Consider the following 20,083-nt stretch of genomic DNA (forward strand, 5'->3'; position numbering starts at 1 on the left):
GTATTCTAAGTTCTCTAAAAAACGCCTCGTCCCTATTTAGCGTACCATCCAACGGAGACCGAAAACCATATTTAAGTCCTTTCCCTTATTTATATTTACTTAACATTTCTTCTGGAATATGGCAATAATCATTCGGACATCTATCCAGCCTGTCTTGATGCTCCGCTGCACTTCTCACATAGTTGGTAAGAGGCAAGACTTCAACCACGATTCGGTCATAATCATTTCTATTCTCAAGAAACGTTTTCGCCTCTTTTAAATGCTCCGGATTTTCACTATATACTCCTGTTCTATATTTCTCGCCAATATCCTGCCCCTGTTTATTTAAACTGTATGGATCAATGATTTCAAAAAAATATCCCATTAATTCTCTAATTGTTACAACCTCCGGATCAAAGCCTGTTTTTACACACTCGGCATACCCATCATAGTCCCCCTCAAGTGTGTAACTTGTTCCATTCGCTCTTCCCGCTTCTGTAAACGTAACTCCAGGTAATGTTTTTATAAAAGCTTGTACTCCCCATAGGCATCCGCCTGCAATATATACTACTTCCATTTTGATTCTCCTTTTGTTTAAACACCAAGAATTTCACACCTATCGAATCAGGCAATTTTTCCTGACAAGATATCGTGTTATCCCTCTCTGCATAATGCCGAAACATCTTCCCAGCCATAAGCTACATCCTCTACCAGCATTCCTCCGACTTCATTTTTCCTGCGAAGATACGCCTTGGCTCCCATACGTTCGTAGAAACCAAGCCCGGATCTATTTTGTTCCATCACCCATACCATCATCGAATTCATGCCTTGTTCTGTGAAATGCTTAGCAATGGCTGAAACCAGCTGCTTTCCTGTCCCTAATCCTCTACTCTCTTGCAATAAATAAAGCGCGTATAGCTCTCCGTCAAATTTGTCGCTATCCAAACCTTTTCCTGCTGCAAAGCCTATTGTTTTTCCATCTTCATTAACTGCTATATAAATAAAAGGATTATTTTCACTACTTAAAAATGACATCCATTTTTGCTCTGCTTTCCTGTATGTTAAACTTTCCAAATAATTACCCGGTACGAAACCTTTATATGTAGTTTTCCAGCCATCAACGTAAACTTTAGCTATGGACTTTATATCTTCTTTACTTGCTTTTCTAATCTGCAACAAATTCACTCCTTGTATTACATCGCCTTTATGTAGAACTAATTTAATCGTTAAATTAAGAACAATCATTCACACACACAAATATATATCATTTATTTCTATAAAAAGTATGCTTGCAAACTATTGAACTAATTTTAGCAATCAGAACCTCTTTTCACAAGTTGATAAATATTGATAATTATAATGCTTTTATTATAAAGTGAAGCTTTATTCATGTTCCCTCCCCTTGTATCCTGCTCCTGTTGATTTTAATTTTATGAAATGCCCCCCATAGTGTTTCAAAATAAAAAGGAAGGGTATATCAAAACTATAATGTTTTCTATCTACATATAAGCGTAAAAGTGACCGGATTAAAGAAAGCGTTCTCAATAAATTATAATACGAGTCATTACAACCATTCTAAATATTATTTTATACATTATCTTAGCACTATCTATTACACTTTTAAAATAAATCTTATAATTTAAAACATTTCCTCACATCCCCTTGTATTTCTTGCTCAAACATATTATAATTAAATTGTGATATACTTCACATTCTTTTTTCTAAATAAGAAAGGAGCAATAAAATGAAAAAATTTCTAAGTATTCTAGGAACAAATTCGGATTATTCTACGAATCGTATTTTACTGCAATTTATTCAAAAACATTTTGCAGATCAAGCTGACATTGAAATTTTCGAAATTAAACATTTACCTGCTTTTAATAAGCCGGAAGACAAGACAGCACCTCAGGAAGTACAAAAACTTGCGGATAAAATCAGAGAAGCAGATGGCGTGATTATCAGTTCACCGGAATATAACCATTCCGTACCAGCCATTTTAAAAAGCACGTTAGAATGGTTATCTTATACAAATCAAGCATTAATTGATAAGCCTGTTATGCTGACTGGAGCTTCCTATGGAAGATTAGGATCTTCCCGTGCACAAAGTCATTTGCGGCAAATGCTGGATGCACCTGAATTGAAAGCACGCATTATGCCAAGTTCTGAATTTTTGATCGGTTATTCGTTACAGGCTTTTGATGATAATGGCACGTTAAAAGACCAACAAAAAATAGAAGAACTTGAACAAATTTTTAATGATTTTATACATTTTGTGGATATCACCAATCAATTAGTCAACGCAAATGAAACGCACCAGAAACAAGCAGCAAACTTCTCGTGGGAGACCAATTAATTACTAGGGGGTATATTGATGAAACTTGTTGGAATCGTAGGATCAAATGCTGAATTTTCTTATAATCGCATATTATTAAACTTTATCGCAAAAAATTTCAAGAAATTAGTTGATGTGGAAGTACTGGATATTAAAGATGTCCCAATGTTTAACCAATCAGATGATCAAACCAATAGTGAAGTGATTCAAAATTTAAATAATAAAATTATGCAGGCAGATGGCGTGATTATTGCTACACCGGAATATAACCACTCTATTCCATCCGCATTACAGAGTGTCTTAGAATGGTTATCGTTTAAAATACATCCGCTTGATGAAAAACCGGTGATGATTGTGGGAGCTTCTTATGATGTCCAGGGATCTTCACGGTCTCAGTTACATTTGCGGCAAATATTAGATGCACCTGGAGTAAATGCTATCGTTATGCCAGGTAATGAATTTCTATTAGGGGAAGTCTATGATGCATTTGATGAAGACGAAAACCTGAAAGATGCGCAGACAGCTCAATTCTTAGAAACGTGTATCAAGAAATTTATCCGTTTTATCAATGTGGTCAAGGTTATCCATGCACCTGAAGGAATGCAGGATGTATCCGATACAGAGGATTTATATGCTACCGGAGCAATTGATACGACAGTGGAAGGCATCGATATGTCCGCCGATGACTGGCTTGAACAGGCTGCTGAAGCAACACAGGCCGTGGAAGGCAATACGTATGTTAAATTAAATCGCGGGCTTTTAACAGTCAATCAGCTCAATCATTTCTTGAATTCCATGCCTGCCGAATTGACTTATGCAGATAGCAATAACCAATTCTTATACTATAACCACAACATGGAAAAAGAAGATATGCTGGCAGGACGCAGACCGGAACAAGTGGGAAGTCCATTAGCAGAATGTCACCCGGAAAGAGTATTTAGCGGCGTTTCCTGGGTCATTCAGCAATTACGTACCGGAAAACAGGATGTCGTAAGGACGCAGGTTCCTACTCATGGACCAGATAAATTTGTTGTCCACAGCTATCAGGCGGTACGTGATGATGAGGATAATTATATTGGCATCAACGAATATGTCCAAGATATACAGCCAATCATTGATTGGTATTTAGAGCAAACTGGCCAGCAATTAACCGGAGGCGGTGTCGATGCGGTATCCGGAGCGACTTCAAAAGTAGATACTGTAGCTGGAGCAACGGTTAAAAGCTAAAGATTGTTCATGGAAAAGAGGTCAACACGGCCTCTTTTTCAAGTGCTGTCTCAAACCTTTATTTGATTTATAGACGATGCTGCAGAATGATTCTTCATGAAAACCGAAGCTATTTTCTGACAAGTATCCTTTCGTCTATTCAACGTATCTTAACGCAAAAGGGTGACAAGTATGACAATGCAAACACGTGAAATACATAGGATGGGGACAATTATCCAATTATCTGTTCAGCATGACTATGCAGATTTTATTTTGGATGAATTGATTCTTCGATTAACAGAATACGAGAAACGTTTTAGTGCGCACGATGCAAGCTCAGAGCTGATGGAAGTGAACCAAAATGCAGGGATAAGACCGGTAAAGGTTAATCCGAGCTTGTACCAATTGATCAAAATCGGAAAGAAACACAGCACTCCGGCAGACAGTGCGTTAAACATTACCATCGGCCCCCTTGTTCAAGCTTGGCGCATTGGATTTGAAGATGCGAATGTTCCCTCGCCGAAAACCATTGCATCCTTGCTCAGCAAAACAAACGCTGAAAACATTATTCTTAATGAGGAAGAACAAACCGTATTTTTAAAACACACGGGGATGTTTATTGATTTAGGCGCCCTGGCAAAAGGATTTATTGCCGACCTTCTGATTCAGGATTTGGAATCGATGGACGTATCGGAAGCCCTGATTAATTTAGGTGGAAATGTCATCACTCATGGAAATTCCCCAAATCAAGCGGATGGCTACTGGCGCATCGGCATTCAACACCCGCTCCTGCCGCGCGGGAAGTATATCGCTGTGTTAAACGCTCTAAATCAATCTGTGGTTACCTCTGGCATTTACGAAAGAAATTTCACGAAGGATAACCGGACATACCACCATATTTTGGACCCTCGCACCGGCTATCCGATTGAATCAGAAATTGCCGGATTAACCATTGTATCCAAAAAATCAGTCGATGGCGAAATATGGACAAGCCGTTTATTCGGAAAGTCTCCCCGCCAAATTATTGATGCGCTGGATCCGTTAGAGGATATAGAAGGCATTGTTGTTACAATGGATGGGGAGATGTGTTATACCGAATCTCTTAAGCCGTATATTAGTGAAGCTGTTTCCTAATATTTTTGATCGAGTAAGGAACCTGTTAAGTTCTCTCGACCAGATACATCAGCTCAACCTTCATGCAAATACGAAACCACGCTAGCTTATTCCAATTTTAAAATAAGCTAGCGTGGCTTTTATCTGCCAAAAGATTGCAACCCATCTATTTTACAAAACGCTTATAAATAAATATAAACAATAAGATAATAATAGAACAGCCGAAGATTCCTGCGGCCAGCATCCCAAGCCCCATGCCATACCAAGCATTAGCTGCTGCGGCTACCACAAAACTCGCAGCAAATGTCAGGATGCCAAGCGAAAAACTAATGATAGAAGGCAGATAGGCTTTACCAGCATAATGCAGAAGGTAAACACTCAGCAGACTCATCAGTAATATATACAGAATGGCAACCGTTAAGCTGTTTACCGCACGATCCAGCATTTGTATTAATCGATTATCTTCTTCTGATTGAGGTGCATCCAGTTCAACTGCTTCGATATCATGTGTTGCTGTATCTATTGTCATCAATCGATATTCAGCTGGTTCCGCTGACCAGTTTGTATTCTCCAGAAAAGCGATTTTATTGTCGTCATGAAAAAATACTGGTGAGGTTACCGCTGTTTTCAAATATGTTAATCTCTCTACTTCCTGTGTTTCTAAATCCATTAAAAATAATTCATACTTGAAAAGAGAAATTTCTTGCGATTCCTCAGATACCTGCGTAAATGCCAGCTGTTCTCCGTCTGGCGACAACTGTGGTTCATTAAATGATCGTGCGTTCGCTGTATCTTTAGGAACAACAGACGGAGTCTCATTTACTGCGCTGTCTTCCAAGGAGTAGGAATAGACTTGTTCCTTCTCACCGTCAAACTCACTAAATTGAACTACCCCCACTTACCAACCTTCAAGGTTGCTTAAAGTGGGAGATCCCTAAGAACACCAACCCATTGGTCAGTTATGGATTAGGCTATCCCCGCAGTCCCTGCGGTTATTCGTAATGCTTCCTTACGAAGATTCCTGCTTGCGTTAATATCTCTTTGATGATGGCATTGACAGCTATCACATGTCCATGCACGCAAATCGAGATTTTTAACGTCTGGGTTTTGGTGTCCGCAATTGGAACACAGCTGGATGGATAGTTTTTCGCAACTACAACAACCTGCTTTCCATACCAGGCCGCTTTATATTCCAGCATCGTTTGGAACGCTGACCAGGATACATCGCTAATTGATTTTGCAAGATTGCGATTTTTTAACATGTTTTTCACAGATAAATCTTCTATTCCGATGATATCGTGGTTATTGACTATCTCGGTGGAGATTTTATCTAACATGTCTTTTCTTTTATTCGCAATTTTTTCGTGAAGCCGGGCTACTTTTCGTTTTTGTTTCTGCCAATTCGCCGAGCCTACCTGTCTTCTGGACAGAATCACTTGCGCTTTTGCCAATTTCTCTTCTAATGTCCGGAAAAATCTTGGATTTTCATACACCGTCCCATCGGAAAGGGTTGCGAAATCGGTTAATCCGACATCGATGCCTACAGAGGAACCTGTTTTTTCATAGTGCTTAACATCCGTTTCCGCCACAATCGAAACAAAGTATTTTCCTGATGGGTTGCGCCGAATCGTTGCATTGATAATACGCCCTTCCACTTCCCGACTTTTGGCAAAACGAACCAATCCGAGCTTAGGCAGTTTGATATGTTTATCCAATACAGCAATGTTTCCATTGACATGTTTGGTTGTATACGACTGAACAGGATTCTTTTTTGATTTAAAACGAGGTGCCTTATTCTGCTTCTTATAATAACGTGTATAGGAATCGTTCACGTTTTCAACGGCTTTTTGAAGGGCGATGCTATCAACTTCTTTGAGGAAGGGATACGTTTTCTTCAATTCTGGAACCGCTTTGATTGCCTTATTTTTATTGAAAAATTCGCCCTTCCAATTATTTTGAAAAAGCTGTCCGTTTTGTACCATTTCATTCACCGTATGCCAATAGTGGTTTTTTTCTTTTTGTTTTCCTGTAAAATAGTTGTAAACAAAGCGGGAGCAGCCGATTGTCTTATGGATGAAAGTGATTTGGTTTTTATTCGGATAGATACGAAAACGAAATGCTTTTGTTATTTTCATAGCTTCTTACCTCCTCCTGTCTATTATATCAGAAGAAGACTCAATTAGGAACATTTGTTCTGTTTAGTTTTCAAACAATTTATACACCAAAAAGCATTCGCTTGTCGGCAGACGATTCTTCTCCCCCTTACCGCTTAGATTATACCCTCCGCGTGCTTGAAGAAGGAGTTTGACGGACAGTTTTCCGTGATAAAACCAATTAATCTTCTGTTCATATAAGTATTACTTATTTAATTGGATAACTTTTTGATATTTTCCTTATCTTTCCTTTTATGATACGATAAGATCATATTTAGAAAATAACAAAATCCAATGACGAAATATTAAGAATGAGGTTTGAAATGTTTATTTTTATTTTATTAGACGTGATATTTCCCATATTGATATTGACCCTGGTTGGTGCCCTTTTACAGAGAAAGTTTCAATTTAATCTGAAACAGATATCTACACTGATTACATATTGTTTAATGCCAGCTGCTGTATTTGTGAATATATATCATATCAATATAGAAATGGATATATTTTTCCAAATAATCTATTACATTATCCTTTATAGTTTGATTCTGATTATTGTAAGTCACATCATTGCCAAACTATTAAAATTAGATAGAGAAGAAAGCGCAGCTCTAAAAAATAGTATTTCGTTAATGAACTCTGGCAACTACGGTTTGCCAGTAAGCCAATTAGTTTTCAGCAGCAATCCTTTAGGGTTTTCGATTCAGGTTTTTATTCTTATTTTCCAGAATCTTTTAACATACTCTTATGGAATTTATAATTTATTATCAGCAACCAAATCAATCGGAGGGATTATTCAATCCTTTCTAAGATTGCCAGTATTCCACGCACTGCTATTAGGGATGCTGTTCCAAGGATTTTCCATTCCCATTCCTAATTCGATTATGATACCACTTGATCAGCTTGCCGATGGTTTTGTGGCTATTGCCCTTTTATTACTGGGAGCACAATTATCTAATATTAAGCTGCATTTTTTCCATCGGGTCATTACATGGTCTTTGATTGGAAGACTGGTGATGGGGCCATCGTTAGCACTGGCTGTTATATACCTGCTGAATATTGATGGAGTCGTTGCACAATCCTTATTTATCGCAAGCTCTTTTCCGACTTCCAGGAATACATCAACGATTGCGATGGAGTATCAAATCAAGCCGGAATTGCACGCACAAATTGTTTTATTTTCAACACTTTTTAGTATTATTACGGTAACTGTCGTGATTTATTTGTCTTATGTTTTGTTTTAAATTTGGATAATTTGAGAAGCCGTAATGGAAGCAGTTACGGCTTTTTAGTTTCTATATAAGGTTTTATTATTATCTAAACAATAATAAAGAAAGAGCATAGCAACATTGAATCGCCATACTCCATCTTATTACTTCTCCACACCCTGAAACGTATAAGGAACAGCCTTTTCCAACAGGCTTCGAATCCCCGTTTTATGATAAGGCATCCATTTATCTGCTTCATCTATACTCATCCATGCGGTATCCGCAATTGTTTCTGTATCTTGTATTAGAATTTCTCCACCAACAACCCTAGCCATAAACGTAAAAAAGATGGTATGGTGATTGAACCTTTCCATAAATGCTTCATTTACAGCAAGAATGTCTCCCGCTTCAATCGTTAAACCTGTTTCTTCTCTCGCTTCACGGATAACTGCTTCAGTTAATGTTTCTCCAGCTTCCACTGCCCCGCCAGGCATCGACCAATTATCATGCTTTATATTCTGCACCATTAAAATCTTCTCTTCTGTCTCGTCTAAAATCAACGCATAGACCACATCTACTCTTTCCATCTTCATTATCCTCCTCTATTCCATCGCTTTTTCTAACAGTGAAACTGCGTATTCATCCATTCTCTCTATCATTACTTCCTCCGTAATATCCGTTTTCCCAAAGACTTCCCAGCCAGGATAAACTTCCGGCTGTCCTTCTAACACATCCATTAAGGAAACAATATCCCAATAAACATCATAGGAGAAATGACTCCCCATCTTCTCTTGATAAACTGCCAAAAAAGTATCTGCAGCTGCTACACCATAAAGCATGGCGAGGTTCCAGCGGCAATGTCCCACATCCACTCCAGTATGACCTAAGCAGCCATTGGCCCAATCCACCACACCGTTCACCTCAGCATCCTTCCAAAGTACATTGGCCGGGTGAAAATCGCGATGAATAAACACCGGTGTATAGCTCGGTTCTGGACGCAACACAACCTTTTTTAAAGCCTCCCATACTTCAAGCTTCCTTGACCAGATCGGAATTTCAATTTCATCTGCTTTTTGATAACGCTTATGCTTCCAGGGAAAATGATTTATTGTATTGTGGTGTATCTGAGCTAATGCTTCTGCAAGCTGATTCAACCATGCAGCTTGATTCGCCGGCAATATATCTACCTTGCCTTCCATTTTGCTCATTAAGAGAAGCGGTTTGCCAATTATTTCTCCTTCTGGATCAGCTGCAATATATTGCGGTGTTTCAATAGATAAAGATGCTGCTGCTTTTAGGCTGTCTGCTTCTTGTTTGATTTCTTTTGCTGTAAACTGGCTCTTTTCGTATTGCCGTAATACCAGTTCTTTCATTTCACCAGTCGGCAATTTAAGGTTTATTGCATACATCGCAGCTGTGGTGCTTCCTTTCAATGAATAAATATGCTGAATAGCTGTTTCCTTTGGAAAGTGAGAAACAATCCAGTTCTTTAATCTTTCAGGAAGTTGAACCATGGAATCTCTCCTTTTCTATTAAAAAATCCCCGCTACTTCCAAAAGCAAACGAGGATTTTTATTAATCATGATACATTATTTTCTCTGTCCATCTTCGCCTGTTCAACAGGAGATGGATCGAATTTGATAAAGAAATAAGCAATTAACGTACATAAAGACAGCACAGCAATCACGCCAAAGGCTACATTCACCCCGAAAATATCCGGACGGACAATGTTTTCACTGCCTTCTGTCATCGTAGCTGCAGATGTCATAATCGTTACAAGGATCGCAGTACCCACAGAAGCTGCCACCATACGCATCGTACCGTCTAATGCAGCACCGTGCGGAATAAGCTCTCTTGGCAGCTGGTTTAATGCCGCTGTCTGAATCGGCATCATAATCAGTGCAAATCCAAACATACGTACAGCGTACATTACAATTACAAAGGTAAAGGTCGTTTCAACATGAAGGAACATAAATGGAACGGTCGCTAACGTCACAATAATAAGTCCCGGCAGCACGATCCATTTCCCGCCAATCCGGTCAAAAATCCTGCCGATAATCGGTCCCATAATACCTGTAATCAAAGCACCCGGGAGCATCGACAGCCCAGCTTCAAATGCAGTGAAGTCCCGCATATTTTGCATATACAGCGGAATCAAGGTCTCTGATCCAATCAGTCCCATAAACGTAATTGAACCAATAAAGACACTGAATGGGAAGATAGCATACTTAAACACTCTAAATTCAAGCATTGGATATTTCAGTTTTAACTGGCGCAAAATAAATAGAATCAGAGAAAGAATACCGATAGCTAAAGTTACCAGTGTAATCGGTGCTGCCCAGCCAAAGTTTCCGGCATTGGTTACCCCATAAAGAATTCCGCCAAATCCAAAGGACGATAGAATTACAGAAAAGACATCAAACTTGGTCTTCTTCACTTCCGTTACATTACGTAAGGCAAAGAAAGCAATAATAATATCAATAATAGCGATTGGTAAAATAATATAAAACAGTACACGCCAGGAATAATGCTCTGTCACCCACCCTGAAATAACAGGTCCAATTGCCGGTGCAAAGGAAATCACCAAACCAATCAATCCCATCACGGATCCCCTTTTATTAATCGGGAAAATCAATAAAAACACAGTTGTCATTAATGGCAGCATCACACCGGCGCCAATGGATTGAATGACTCTGGACATAATTAAAAATTCAAAATTCGGCGCTAGTCCTCCAATTAATGTTCCCACAGCAAACACACTCATTGCCGTCAAAAAGAGCTGCCTCGTTGTTAAACGTTCAATTAAAAAAGCACTGACGGGGATCATGATCCCATTTACCAGCATAAATACCGTAGTCAGCCACTGTGCACTGTTCGGTGTCACACCCATTTCATTGATAATTGGCGGTATCGCTGTAATCATCAATGTCTGATTTAAAATAGAAATAAAAGACCCTGCCAGCAAAAGCGCCACAACGGTCGGTCGATGTATTTGATTCATCTATCTGTATCCCTTCTTGCAGTTAAATTTGTATTTTGATTCTCGAAATAATAAACAGCTTACTATAGATTAAAGGAAAAGCGAAAAAGATGCTAGCTTTTTTTCTTATCCTTTTTGTTAAGAAATGAAAAGTCATTTTTCCATATGTTACAATTTATATATTACCTGCTGAGAGGAGTAATGTTAATGCCAACGTGCCAGCACTGTCACCGAAAATGGACGTGGAAACAAACCATGAAAGTAACCACTACCTTAGATACCGCATATAGTTGCCCTTATTGTGAGGAAAAGCAATATGCCACTAACAAATCAAGAATACAGTTTTCCTTTTTAATGATTATTCCTTTAGCTGCCCTTCTTCTAAACTTTTTTAATGTACCTTTTTGGTTTATTTTCAGCTGGCTGATTTTAGGAAGCATTATTGTTCTTAGCCTTTTCCCTGCTGTATTAAAACTGACAAGTACAGAGGAATTTTTCTTTTGACTTTATACACATTACGACATTTCAAGCTGAAGAAAATGAAATCACTATTAGAATCGACCAGACGTCTGCCCATCCATGCTTCCATATCAATATTTCAATTCCACCATAGTATCCTTCACAGGAAGAAATGATGAAATTTCTCCGTATAGCATGTTTTACTTACTCCAACTGAGGGTAAACCTCCCATAAGATCGTAATAAAGGAGTTGGGCAAGATGAAAACATTTAGTGTCGTACCGGATGCAAATGAAACAAGCTGGTATGTAAAACTGGAAGATGTCGCACCTGAAGAAGTATATGGTTCAAAAGATGATGCACTTTCTGCTGCAGAGCAAATGGCGAAAGTGAATACACCAAGCAAGGTGGAAATCAGAGACAAGGACGACAACATCCAAGAAGAAAAACGATTCTAGGATTTTTTATGTTTTGACCGTAAAGCAACAAGTTTATTAAATCGATAAAGAAAGGAGAGGTAGACAATGGAAAAAAACAACAAGTTTGGATTACTAGTAGGAGCTGGAGCAATAGCTGGTATCTCCTTCATCCTGCTGAACCCGAAAACAAAAAGTAAAGTAAAAGATACTTCCATGAATGCGAAAGATTCTGTTGTGTCATATACTCAAAAAATTAAAGATGATCCAAATGGTACAAAACAATATCTAATAGAAAATGCGAAACAAACACTATCAAGTGCACAGCAAGCACTGGAGAAAGTACAAAACGTTTGGGCTAATGAAGGCCAGGAAATAAAAGAAACAGCTAAAAATATTGTTGAAGATACAAAAGAGCTTGGCGACCACGCAAAAGATGTACAAGAAGGGATAAAAGATGCCAAATCCAACATTGATGAAGCAAAAAACACTGCAGTGAAAACAGGAAAAAAGATGAAGAAAGATAGTAAATCGAATAGTTCCTCAAACAATACTGATCATCATGTATTAGACGAACCCATTAACAAAATGTAGAAAAGGAAGCGCTCGGAGCAGCGCTTCTTTTTCTACATTTACGTTAGATGGATGCTTTTATTAAAAATTGGTTAATCAGAAAAAATGTGTAGATGAGGAAACATTACTTTGTTTGGAGATAGGCTGGATTCCCTCAGCCTGCCTCCAAACATATTTATTTTCCCCAAACTTCCTCAGCAACTTCCCTTACTAAACGTAATTTAGCCCATTGCTGCTCTTCCGTCAGAATATTTCCTTCTTCTGTTGAAGCAAAACCGCATTGTGGACTGACACATAAACGCTCAATCGGCACATATTTCGAAGCTTCTTCAATACGCTCCTTGATTTGTGCTTTATCCTCCAGCTCTGGAAGCTTGGAAGAGAATAATCCCAATACGACAAGCTTATCGTCACTAACATTAACGAGAGATTCAAATCCGCCGGCACGTTCGGTATCAAACTCTAAATAATATGCTTTTACTTTTTCTTGCGCAAATAGAATTTTAGCAATGGTGTCATAAGCACCTGATGAAGCCCATGTAGAATGATAGTTTCCGCGACACACATGTGTTGTAATGATTAGATCCTCCGGATGGTTTTCAATCGCTTTATTATTTAAATTCACATAAAGTGTTCCGATATCTTCTACATTTGCTCCATCATGACGGCTTGCCCAATAATTTTCATCAACAAGCATTCCCCATGTGCAGTCATCTACTTGTAAGTTTCTGCACCCTGCTTCATATAAATCTTGGATAATGGTACGGTATGCAGCTGCAATATCTTCTGCCAATTCATTCTGATTCGGATAAAGCTGATTGGTTATTTCTACATTTTCCGGGCGTTGCAGCTCTGCTAAAAATTGTGCCGGAGCAGGAATGGTCTGTCTTGCCACGACTTCCTCATCGGCAAATTGCTGTATAAATTGGAAATGCTCAACAAACGGATGATTTTCTCCGCTGATTTTCCCAGTTAAACGGGCTGTTTCCGCACGTGTTTCTTCGCCTTGAAATTGGTAGCCCTTTTTAATATCCTGCTTCTCTACCCCCTGCAGTCCCCACATAAAGTCAAGATGCCACCAGGAACGGCGAAATTCTCCGTCTGTAATTGCTTTTAAGCCGACTTCTTTCTGCTTCTGAATTAAATCCTTGATTGCTTCATCTTCTACAGCTTTTAGATCCTGTGCCGAGATGCTTCCCTTTGCAAAAGCTTCACGGGCTTCCTTTAGTTTTTCCGGTCTTAGGAAGCTCCCCACATTATCAAATCGGAATGGTGTTTTTGCACGTACGCCATGTTTACTCGCTACTGTCATTACGAATCTCTCCTTCGTTTCATTGGTTGAAATTAGTCTATCACAGAAAGCTTATTATCAGATAACACCTAAAATCTATCGTTTGTTATAGTTTTTTCCTATATCAAAGTGCTAATAGAAAATATTCCACAGTAGTTTGATAGCAGCAGCAAATACGAACATACATTCTACAAATAACACCTATTAAATTAATTCTATGTTATAATAATAAAACAATAGTATACGGTTTCTTCGAGGGTGGTCAGCTCATTCCCTATCGAAAGGGGGTGGTGCTGTATGACAGTTTTTGAAAGTTTAATGCTAGCAATAGCTTTTGCTTCCTTAATTATTGCGGTGCTGTCATTTAATCACAAAAAATAATCCACCCTTGAGTTTAGCGACCAAGGTGGATTATTTCCCTTAACATGCTGACCCTTAAAAGGGAGCCTTGCTATTGACTTACCGTTCGTGTGACACCACGGACGGTACTTCTATTATATTTACTTCTATACTTATTATACCCTATTTTTTTGATTTTTAAAAGTTCTTTCAAATAACTCGTGAACACTGCATCTCCGAACAGAGACAGACTGGAAACTCCAGCCTGTGCACTAGTTCTTCTTTTATTTCCCCCAAACTTCCTCAGCAACTTCCCTTATTAAACGTAATTTATCCCATTGCTGCTCTTCCGTCAGAATATTTCCTTCTTCTGTTGAAGCAAAACCGCATTGCGGACTGACACATAAACGCTCAAGCGGCACATATTTCGAAGCTTCTTCAATGCGTTTCTTGATTTGGGCTTTATCCTCCAGCTCCGGAAACTTAGAAGAGAATAATCCCAATACGATAAGCTTATCGTCACTAACGTTAACGAGAGACTCAAATCCGCCGGCACGTTCGGTATCAAATTCTAAGTAATATGCTTTTACTTTTTCTCTGCCAAATAAATGTTTGGCAATGGCATCATAGGCCCCGGATGAAAACCATTTAGAATGGTAATTTCCTCGGCATACGTGGGTGGTAATGATTAAATCTTCTGGTTGATTTTCAATGACTTTATTATTTAAGACTACGTATAATGAACCGATTTCTTCTATATTCGAATCATCTTCACAGCTGGTCCAGTGGTTTTTACCGACAAGTCTTCCCCACGTACAATCATCCAGCTGCAGATTCCGGCAGCCCGCTGCATATAAATCCTCAATAACCTTTCGATAAGCTGCAGCTATATCCTCCACGAATTCATTCAGGTCTGGGTAGATACTTTTCGTCGTTTCTGCATTATCCGGACGCTGGGATTCAGATAAAAATTGCGCTGGAGCGGGAATCGTTTGTCTTGCCACGACTTCCTCATCAGCAAATTGCTGTATAAATTGGAAATGCTCAACAAACGGATGGTTTTCTCCGCTAATTTTACCAGTTAAACGAGCTGTTTCCGCACGCGTTTCTTCACCTTTAAATTGATATCCTTGATTAAGCTCTTGCTTCTTCACTCCTTGAAGCCCCCACATAAAATCAAGATGCCACCAGGAACGGCGAAACTCTCCATCTGTAATTGCTTTTAAGCCGACTTCTTTCTGCTTTTGAATTAAATCCTTGATTGCTTCATCTTCCACAGCTTTTAGATCCTGTGCCGAGATCCTTCCCTTTGCAAAAGCTTCACGGGCTTCCTTTAGTTTTTCCGGTCTCAGGAAGCTTCCCACATTATCAAATCGGAATGGTGTTTCTGCACGTACGCCATGTTTACTCGCTACTGTCATCACTGATCTCTCCCTTGTTTCATTTGGTTGTAGATTAGTCTATCACAGAAACCCCGATATCAGATAACACCTAAAATCTATCGTTCAATATAGCTTTTAACTATATCAAGGATTACGGCAAACTTTGCCTTTCTTCTTCAATACTGGACTGTAAATAAGCAATATAGGTTTGCGCCATTGGACTGAGCTCAATATCTTTATGAACGATATAGCCAACACGAATGACTTCATCAACCTTCAACGGAACCGCAATAATATTATCTCCATTCAGCCTCTGACTGATAACTCCCGTCGATATCGTATAACCATTCAGGCCAATCAGCAGATTAAACATCGTTGCCCGGTCACGGACATGAATATTTTTCGGTCGGGTCAGCGTGCTTAAAATCTCCTCTGAAAAATAAAATGAATTATAATCCCCTTGCTCATAAAGCAAATAAGGATACGGCTCCAAATCCTCCAGCGTCACATACGCTTTCTTTGCCAATGGATTATCCCCGCTGATAAACACATGAGGAGTTGCCTCAAATAAACGGTGAAAAGCTAAATTTCCTTCTCTTAAAAATTTACGGATAATTTGCTCGTTAAAATCGTTGATATACATGATCCCGATTTCACTGTTTAAATTTTTAACATCCTCGATAATTTCATACGTTCTTGTCTCCCGAAATGTAAAATCATATTCGTCCCGGTCATAATCTTTTAATAAGCGTACAAAGGCACTGACTGCAAAAGCATAGTGCTGCGCAGATACAGCAAAATGATGCTGCGGCACTGCATTGTTAGAATAACGGTTTTCCAGCAATTCCGCCTGTTCTAAAACCTGTCTGGCATAGCCTAAAAACTCAGACCCTTCTTTGGTCACGTGGATTCCTTTGTTTGTACGCGAGAATATTTTGACGCCGATTTCCTTTTCCAATTCCTTTAACGCATTGGATAAGCTCGGCTGACTGATAAATAAAGCTTGGGCTGCTTTGGAAATCGAACGGCTTCTGGCTACTTCAATCACATATTTTAATTGCTGTAAGGTCATTTCTTTCTCCTTCCTCTGGTTTAATTTTTCCGATTACTAAACCATAACATTCTAGCAGCAAAGCGGACATTCTATGCACGCTTTGCTGCTAAAATCACATCATTGGGTAAACGTTGCCTTGACTCGTTTAGATCTGATAAAATAGCCAATCCAAATAAGGTTAATTAAGATAGCGCCCCCGGGCATTTCTCCTTCTACAAATATAGCAGGTATGTTCGATAAAATATTGATACTATAAGCTGTTATCATTAGCTTTGGTAATATTTGTTTCCTTTTGATCCATATATAAATGATAAATAGATAAAAGAAAAACAGAATGATGCTTGTTATGTATACAACTAAACTGTAAGTCCCTAAAGAAGCAGGATTGACAGCGATGACAAGTAATACTACCGAAATGATACTGAACAAAATCATAATTGCCGGAATAATAAGCCATCCTGCAACGATTGCATAACGAGAATCAGTTTGAAATGCTGACTGATGTTCTTCCTTTTTTTCTTCCCCTGCTACGTCCCCTTCTTTGCTCAATTAAAATAAATATAGCAAATTCAGGATATTCCTTCAACTGTGTATTAGACTGCTCAACTCTTTTTAGATTTTCTTATCCATCCTTCCTTTGGTATGTGTTTTCTATAAAACGAAACTTCACTCAGGGAGAGTTTTACGGATGGTTCTTCTCGATAAAAATATCGATTTATATCACGTTAAAAATAATTGGTACGCATACCTCTCTCCATTCTCAAAAGGAAGCTGGATGATTCCCTTGAACTTAAACCCCGCAGACAGAATAACATGCTGCATTGCCCGATTTTTTGGATGTGTATCGATCCGGATTTCCTTGATACCCTTTTCTTCACACATAAACAGCAGCAGCTTCATAAACATTTTCCCGTAGCCCTTCCCATTAATGTCAGGGTTAATAGCGAATTTATGAATGGTTGCATAGTTATCCTCCTGTGATGTATCCCAATCCCCATATCTTATGGAGGAATAAGCCGGCTCTTCTTCATTCGTTATGATTGCTGTACCGATAATCTGCTTATTTATCGTAAAAAGATAATTATTTCCTTTTTCTACCTCTTTCCTTATGTCTTCCTCTTTCGGTGTATCTTCATCAGACCACTGTGGTGATCCGGATGCAGCCAGTTTATTTCTGGCACGATTAATTATTTGCATCATACCTTCAACATCCTCGAGCGTTCCATTTCTCATTTCTATATTCATGACAGGCACCTGCTTTTATTATTTTTACATTCTCTTCGACAGCTTTCTAAGCACTGAGAAGACAAAATGTATCTTTTATTTTAAATTATACATCTTTTTATTTATTCTCTAACAATAATTGCTTCCTTTTATATAAAAATTCCCAAAACGTACTGCCGCACCCTAAATATACCTGCACAATTCCCCAATTCAAACAGTTGACTTCTTTTTCCTTCTTTGATATATTGTCAATGTTATAAAAATTAAAACCGCATACATGATTTAAAGGAATGTAACCTTTAGAGGGCATAACCTGACAAGATAAAGCACGATTCGTGTACTTTATTTTGTCAGGTTTTTTTATTGGATATAACTTACCTTTCACATAGAAGCAGGGGAAGACGTCCAAACTATATAAGATTTACGCAGCTTTTTAACGAACGTTACATTCTAAAATATACAAGGAGGAATACAAATGGGTTACGAAAAACTGGCAAAAGACATCGTGGAAAACGTCGGCGGCGATAAGAATATTAAAAATGTCGTCCACTGTGCCACACGATTAAGATTTCAACTCAGAGATAACAAGAAAGCAAACAAGCAGGTACTTGAGGAAATGGACGGAATACTCAGCGTTGTCCAGAGTGGCGGACAATACCAAGTCGTTATCGGTCCGCATGTATCCGAGGTATATAAAGAAGTTGCAAAAAATACCAATGTGGAAAACAAGCAGGATGATAATAATGACAGCGGCGAAAAAGCGAATTGGGTAGCACAGGTTTTTGATGTGATATCAGGAACATTTTCTCCTTTATTAGGAGCACTTGCCGGCGCAGGTATGTTGAAGGCGCTGTTAATCGTACTAACGATGACTGGAGTGCTCAGTGAAGAAAGCAGCACCTATTTGATTTTATCAGCTGCCGGTAACGCCATATTTTATTTTCTTCCTATTTTTATAGGTTTTACCCTCTCTAAGCGTTTGGGCGCCAACCCTTATGTAGGCGCATCCATTGCGGCGGCATTATTAGAGCCTAATTTAACTGGTTTAATTGACAGTAATGCATCCTTTTTAGGAATACCAGCCATTGTAGTAGACTATTCTTCTACGGTATTTCCTATCTTTATTGCCATTTTAATTTATGCTTTACTTGATAAAGGCCTAAGGAAGATTATTCATAAAGATTTACAAATGTTCTTAGTTCCTATGCTGTCATTAACCATTGCTGTTCCGCTAGCTGTATTGATTTTCGGACCATTCGGAACTTATGTAGGGGACGGTATTGCAGCAGGTATCGAATTCCTTATTGAACGAAGCGGATTATTAACTGGGGCAGTTTTAGGTGGAGCTTGGTCCTTCCTAACGCTATTCGGCTTGCACTGGGGGATTGTGCCAATTTCCATTCAAAATCTGGCAACTGGCGGAGACCCGTTAACACCGATGTTTGGAACGGCGGTTTTTGCACAAATTGGTATCGCTCTTGGAATTCTGATCCGTGCTAAGGATAGAACATTAAAAGGACTTGCCGGTTCAACTATGCTTCCTGGTGCTCTAGGCGGTGTAACAGAGCCAATTCTTTACGGGCTCATCCTGCGCTATCGTAAAACCATTATTTATCTACTCGCTGGCGGTATTATTGGCGGTGCCATCAATGGTATGCTAGGTTCTGTAGCAGTTGCATTTGCATTCCCTAGTTTCTTATCGATACCAGCATTCTCTCCTATTGGAACCTATTTGGTAGGAGCATTAATCGCATTTGCGATCGGACTGGTATTAACATTAGTTTTCGGGTTTGAAGTAAAAGATAAAAAAACATCTGGCAACGAAAAAGAGCAAGATACACCTGCAAAAACAGAGTCAACACAAAATACAGAACAATTAATCGAACAAGAATCTATCGCAAGCCCATTAACAGGTATCGTCAAACCTTTAAGTGACGTAAACGATCCAGCCTTCTCCTCTGAAGCAATGGGCAAAGGAGCTGCTATCGAGCCGACAGTCGGTGAAGTTGTTGCACCAGTGAATGGCGAGATTTCCGCTATTTTCCCAACCCATCATGCTGTTGGAATCACATCGGAACATCAGGCTGAAATCTTGATTCATGTTGGTTTAGACACGGTACAGCTAGAAGGAAAACACTTTGAAGCGCTGGTAAAGCAAGGAGACACTGTGAAACAAGGGGATCCACTGATCCGGTTTGATATTGAAAAAATCAAAGAAGCAGGATTTGATGTAACAACCCCAGTTATTGTCACGAATACAGATAAGTTCACAGACCTTATTGTAACGGATGATGTAGAAGTAAAAGCGAATGATGATTTTATTCGGGCAATTGTATAAGTAAGTAGCTGCTATGCCTCCAAACTCCTGCCTTCCTTTA

20 protein-coding genes and 2 pseudogenes are annotated in these 20,083 nt (G+C 38.9%); 9 read left to right on the forward strand and 13 right to left on the reverse strand.

The genetic code is table 11. The annotated features are described in order from the left end of the window. Window positions 1–85: 85 nt before the first annotated feature. On the reverse strand, window positions 86–556 hold the full coding sequence (locus ACW0TQ_RS01160; protein ID WP_212928613.1) for a peptide-methionine (S)-S-oxide reductase: 471 nt from the start codon (window positions 554–556) through the stop codon (window positions 86–88). A 77-nt stretch (window positions 557–633) separates the two neighbouring features. Beyond that, window positions 634–1,224 carry a GNAT family N-acetyltransferase gene (locus ACW0TQ_RS01165; RefSeq protein WP_256705731.1) on the reverse strand — a complete coding sequence of 197 codons (591 nt, stop codon included), beginning with the start codon at window positions 1,222–1,224 and terminating at the stop codon, window positions 634–636. Between the two features lie 499 nt (window positions 1,225–1,723). Here ACW0TQ_RS01165 and ACW0TQ_RS01170 point away from each other — a divergent pair, with 499 nt between their 5' ends. From ACW0TQ_RS01170 to ACW0TQ_RS01180, 3 genes are all read left to right on the forward strand, one after another. After that, entirely contained in the window at window positions 1,724–2,332 is a 609-nt protein-coding gene (locus tag ACW0TQ_RS01170) for an NADPH-dependent FMN reductase (protein WP_042532119.1), read from the forward strand. A gap of 18 nt (window positions 2,333–2,350) precedes the next feature. After that, a complete protein-coding gene (locus ACW0TQ_RS01175; RefSeq protein WP_193063977.1) occupies window positions 2,351–3,538 on the forward strand; it encodes an NAD(P)H-dependent oxidoreductase in 1,188 nt (395 codons plus the stop codon). A gap of 171 nt (window positions 3,539–3,709) precedes the next feature. Next, window positions 3,710–4,651, forward strand: coding sequence for an FAD:protein FMN transferase (locus ACW0TQ_RS01180; RefSeq protein ID WP_193063978.1), 942 nt, complete (start codon window positions 3,710–3,712; stop codon window positions 4,649–4,651). A gap of 145 nt (window positions 4,652–4,796) precedes the next feature. Here ACW0TQ_RS01180 and ACW0TQ_RS01185 read toward each other — a convergent pair whose 3' ends face one another. The 3 genes and pseudogenes from ACW0TQ_RS01185 to tnpB all read right to left on the reverse strand — a co-directional run. Further along, window positions 4,797–5,528: a TolB family protein gene (locus ACW0TQ_RS01185; RefSeq protein WP_193063979.1), complete on the reverse strand. Its 732-nt coding sequence runs from the start codon at window positions 5,526–5,528 to the stop codon at window positions 4,797–4,799. 68 nt (window positions 5,529–5,596) lie between these two features. Continuing rightward, window positions 5,597–5,826, reverse strand: a pseudogene (locus tag ACW0TQ_RS01190) (zinc ribbon domain-containing protein). Then, window positions 5,800–6,765: pseudogene (gene tnpB, locus ACW0TQ_RS01195) on the reverse strand (IS200/IS605 family element RNA-guided endonuclease TnpB); the annotation flags it as partial. The pseudogenes ACW0TQ_RS01190 and tnpB, both read right to left, overlap by 27 nt. A gap of 341 nt (window positions 6,766–7,106) precedes the next feature. Between tnpB and ACW0TQ_RS01200 the strand changes: the two are divergent. Further along, a complete protein-coding gene (locus ACW0TQ_RS01200; protein ID WP_193063980.1) occupies window positions 7,107–8,024 on the forward strand; it encodes an AEC family transporter in 918 nt (305 codons plus the stop codon). Between the two features lie 128 nt (window positions 8,025–8,152). Here the strand turns inward: ACW0TQ_RS01200 and ACW0TQ_RS01205 are convergent, their stop codons facing one another. The 3 genes from ACW0TQ_RS01205 to ACW0TQ_RS01215 all read right to left on the reverse strand — a co-directional run bounded on the left by ACW0TQ_RS01205 (window position 8,153) and on the right by ACW0TQ_RS01215 (window position 10,989). Beyond that, window positions 8,153–8,575 (reverse strand): NUDIX hydrolase, encoded by a 423-nt coding sequence (locus ACW0TQ_RS01205; RefSeq protein WP_212928610.1) that lies wholly within the window; start codon window positions 8,573–8,575, stop codon window positions 8,153–8,155. A gap of 15 nt (window positions 8,576–8,590) precedes the next feature. Further along, complete coding sequence (locus tag ACW0TQ_RS01210) at window positions 8,591–9,502, reverse strand: phosphotransferase family protein (protein WP_212928609.1); 912 nt, start codon at window positions 9,500–9,502, stop codon at window positions 8,591–8,593. A 65-nt stretch (window positions 9,503–9,567) separates the two neighbouring features. Further along, complete coding sequence (locus ACW0TQ_RS01215; RefSeq protein ID WP_455725271.1) at window positions 9,568–10,989, reverse strand: MDR family MFS transporter; 1,422 nt, start codon at window positions 10,987–10,989, stop codon at window positions 9,568–9,570. Window positions 10,990–11,175: 186 nt separating this feature from the next. On the opposite strand from ACW0TQ_RS01215, the gene ACW0TQ_RS01220 reads away from it, so the two are divergent. From ACW0TQ_RS01220 to ACW0TQ_RS01230, 3 genes are all read left to right on the forward strand, one after another. Next, a complete protein-coding gene (locus tag ACW0TQ_RS01220) occupies window positions 11,176–11,472 on the forward strand; it encodes a TIGR04104 family putative zinc finger protein (protein ID WP_042532103.1) in 297 nt (98 codons plus the stop codon). Window positions 11,473–11,686: 214 nt separating this feature from the next. After that, the gene (locus ACW0TQ_RS01225; protein ID WP_368901504.1) at window positions 11,687–11,884 is read left to right on the forward strand and encodes a DUF2188 domain-containing protein; all 198 of its coding nucleotides are present in this window, start codon (window positions 11,687–11,689) and stop codon (window positions 11,882–11,884) included. Window positions 11,885–11,950: 66 nt separating this feature from the next. Next, window positions 11,951–12,436, forward strand: a complete 486-nt coding sequence (locus ACW0TQ_RS01230) for a YtxH domain-containing protein (RefSeq protein WP_193063983.1) — start codon at window positions 11,951–11,953, stop codon at window positions 12,434–12,436. A gap of 154 nt (window positions 12,437–12,590) precedes the next feature. Here the strand turns inward: ACW0TQ_RS01230 and ACW0TQ_RS01235 are convergent, their stop codons facing one another. Further along, window positions 12,591–13,727 (reverse strand): 5-methyltetrahydropteroyltriglutamate--homocysteine S-methyltransferase, encoded by a 1,137-nt coding sequence (locus ACW0TQ_RS01235; RefSeq protein ID WP_042532097.1) that lies wholly within the window; start codon window positions 13,725–13,727, stop codon window positions 12,591–12,593. A gap of 276 nt (window positions 13,728–14,003) precedes the next feature. Between ACW0TQ_RS01235 and ACW0TQ_RS01240 the strand changes: the two genes are divergently transcribed. After that, window positions 14,004–14,087 (forward strand): putative holin-like toxin, encoded by an 84-nt coding sequence (locus tag ACW0TQ_RS01240; RefSeq protein ID WP_226894940.1) that lies wholly within the window; start codon window positions 14,004–14,006, stop codon window positions 14,085–14,087. Window positions 14,088–14,329: 242 nt separating this feature from the next. Here the strand turns inward: ACW0TQ_RS01240 and ACW0TQ_RS01245 are convergent, their stop codons facing one another. The 4 genes from ACW0TQ_RS01245 to ACW0TQ_RS01260 form a co-directional block, all read right to left on the reverse strand. After that, window positions 14,330–15,469 carry a 5-methyltetrahydropteroyltriglutamate--homocysteine S-methyltransferase gene (locus tag ACW0TQ_RS01245; protein WP_413465451.1) on the reverse strand — a complete coding sequence of 380 codons (1,140 nt, stop codon included), beginning with the start codon at window positions 15,467–15,469 and terminating at the stop codon, window positions 14,330–14,332. A 109-nt stretch (window positions 15,470–15,578) separates the two neighbouring features. Next, on the reverse strand, window positions 15,579–16,499 hold the full coding sequence (locus tag ACW0TQ_RS01250; RefSeq protein ID WP_368901505.1) for a LysR family transcriptional regulator: 921 nt from the start codon (window positions 16,497–16,499) through the stop codon (window positions 15,579–15,581). 99 nt (window positions 16,500–16,598) lie between these two features. Next, on the reverse strand, window positions 16,599–17,030 hold the full coding sequence (locus tag ACW0TQ_RS01255; protein ID WP_256705725.1) for a DUF2569 family protein: 432 nt from the start codon (window positions 17,028–17,030) through the stop codon (window positions 16,599–16,601). 171 nt (window positions 17,031–17,201) lie between these two features. Then, window positions 17,202–17,726 carry a GNAT family N-acetyltransferase gene (locus tag ACW0TQ_RS01260; RefSeq protein WP_256705724.1) on the reverse strand — a complete coding sequence of 175 codons (525 nt, stop codon included), beginning with the start codon at window positions 17,724–17,726 and terminating at the stop codon, window positions 17,202–17,204. A gap of 454 nt (window positions 17,727–18,180) precedes the next feature. Here ACW0TQ_RS01260 and ACW0TQ_RS01265 point away from each other — a divergent pair, with 454 nt between their 5' ends. After that, entirely contained in the window at window positions 18,181–20,043 is a 1,863-nt protein-coding gene (locus tag ACW0TQ_RS01265) for a beta-glucoside-specific PTS transporter subunit IIABC (RefSeq protein ID WP_368901507.1), read from the forward strand. Window positions 20,044–20,083 lie beyond the last annotated feature (40 nt).

This window comes from Oceanobacillus sp. M60 (genome assembly GCF_053839645.1).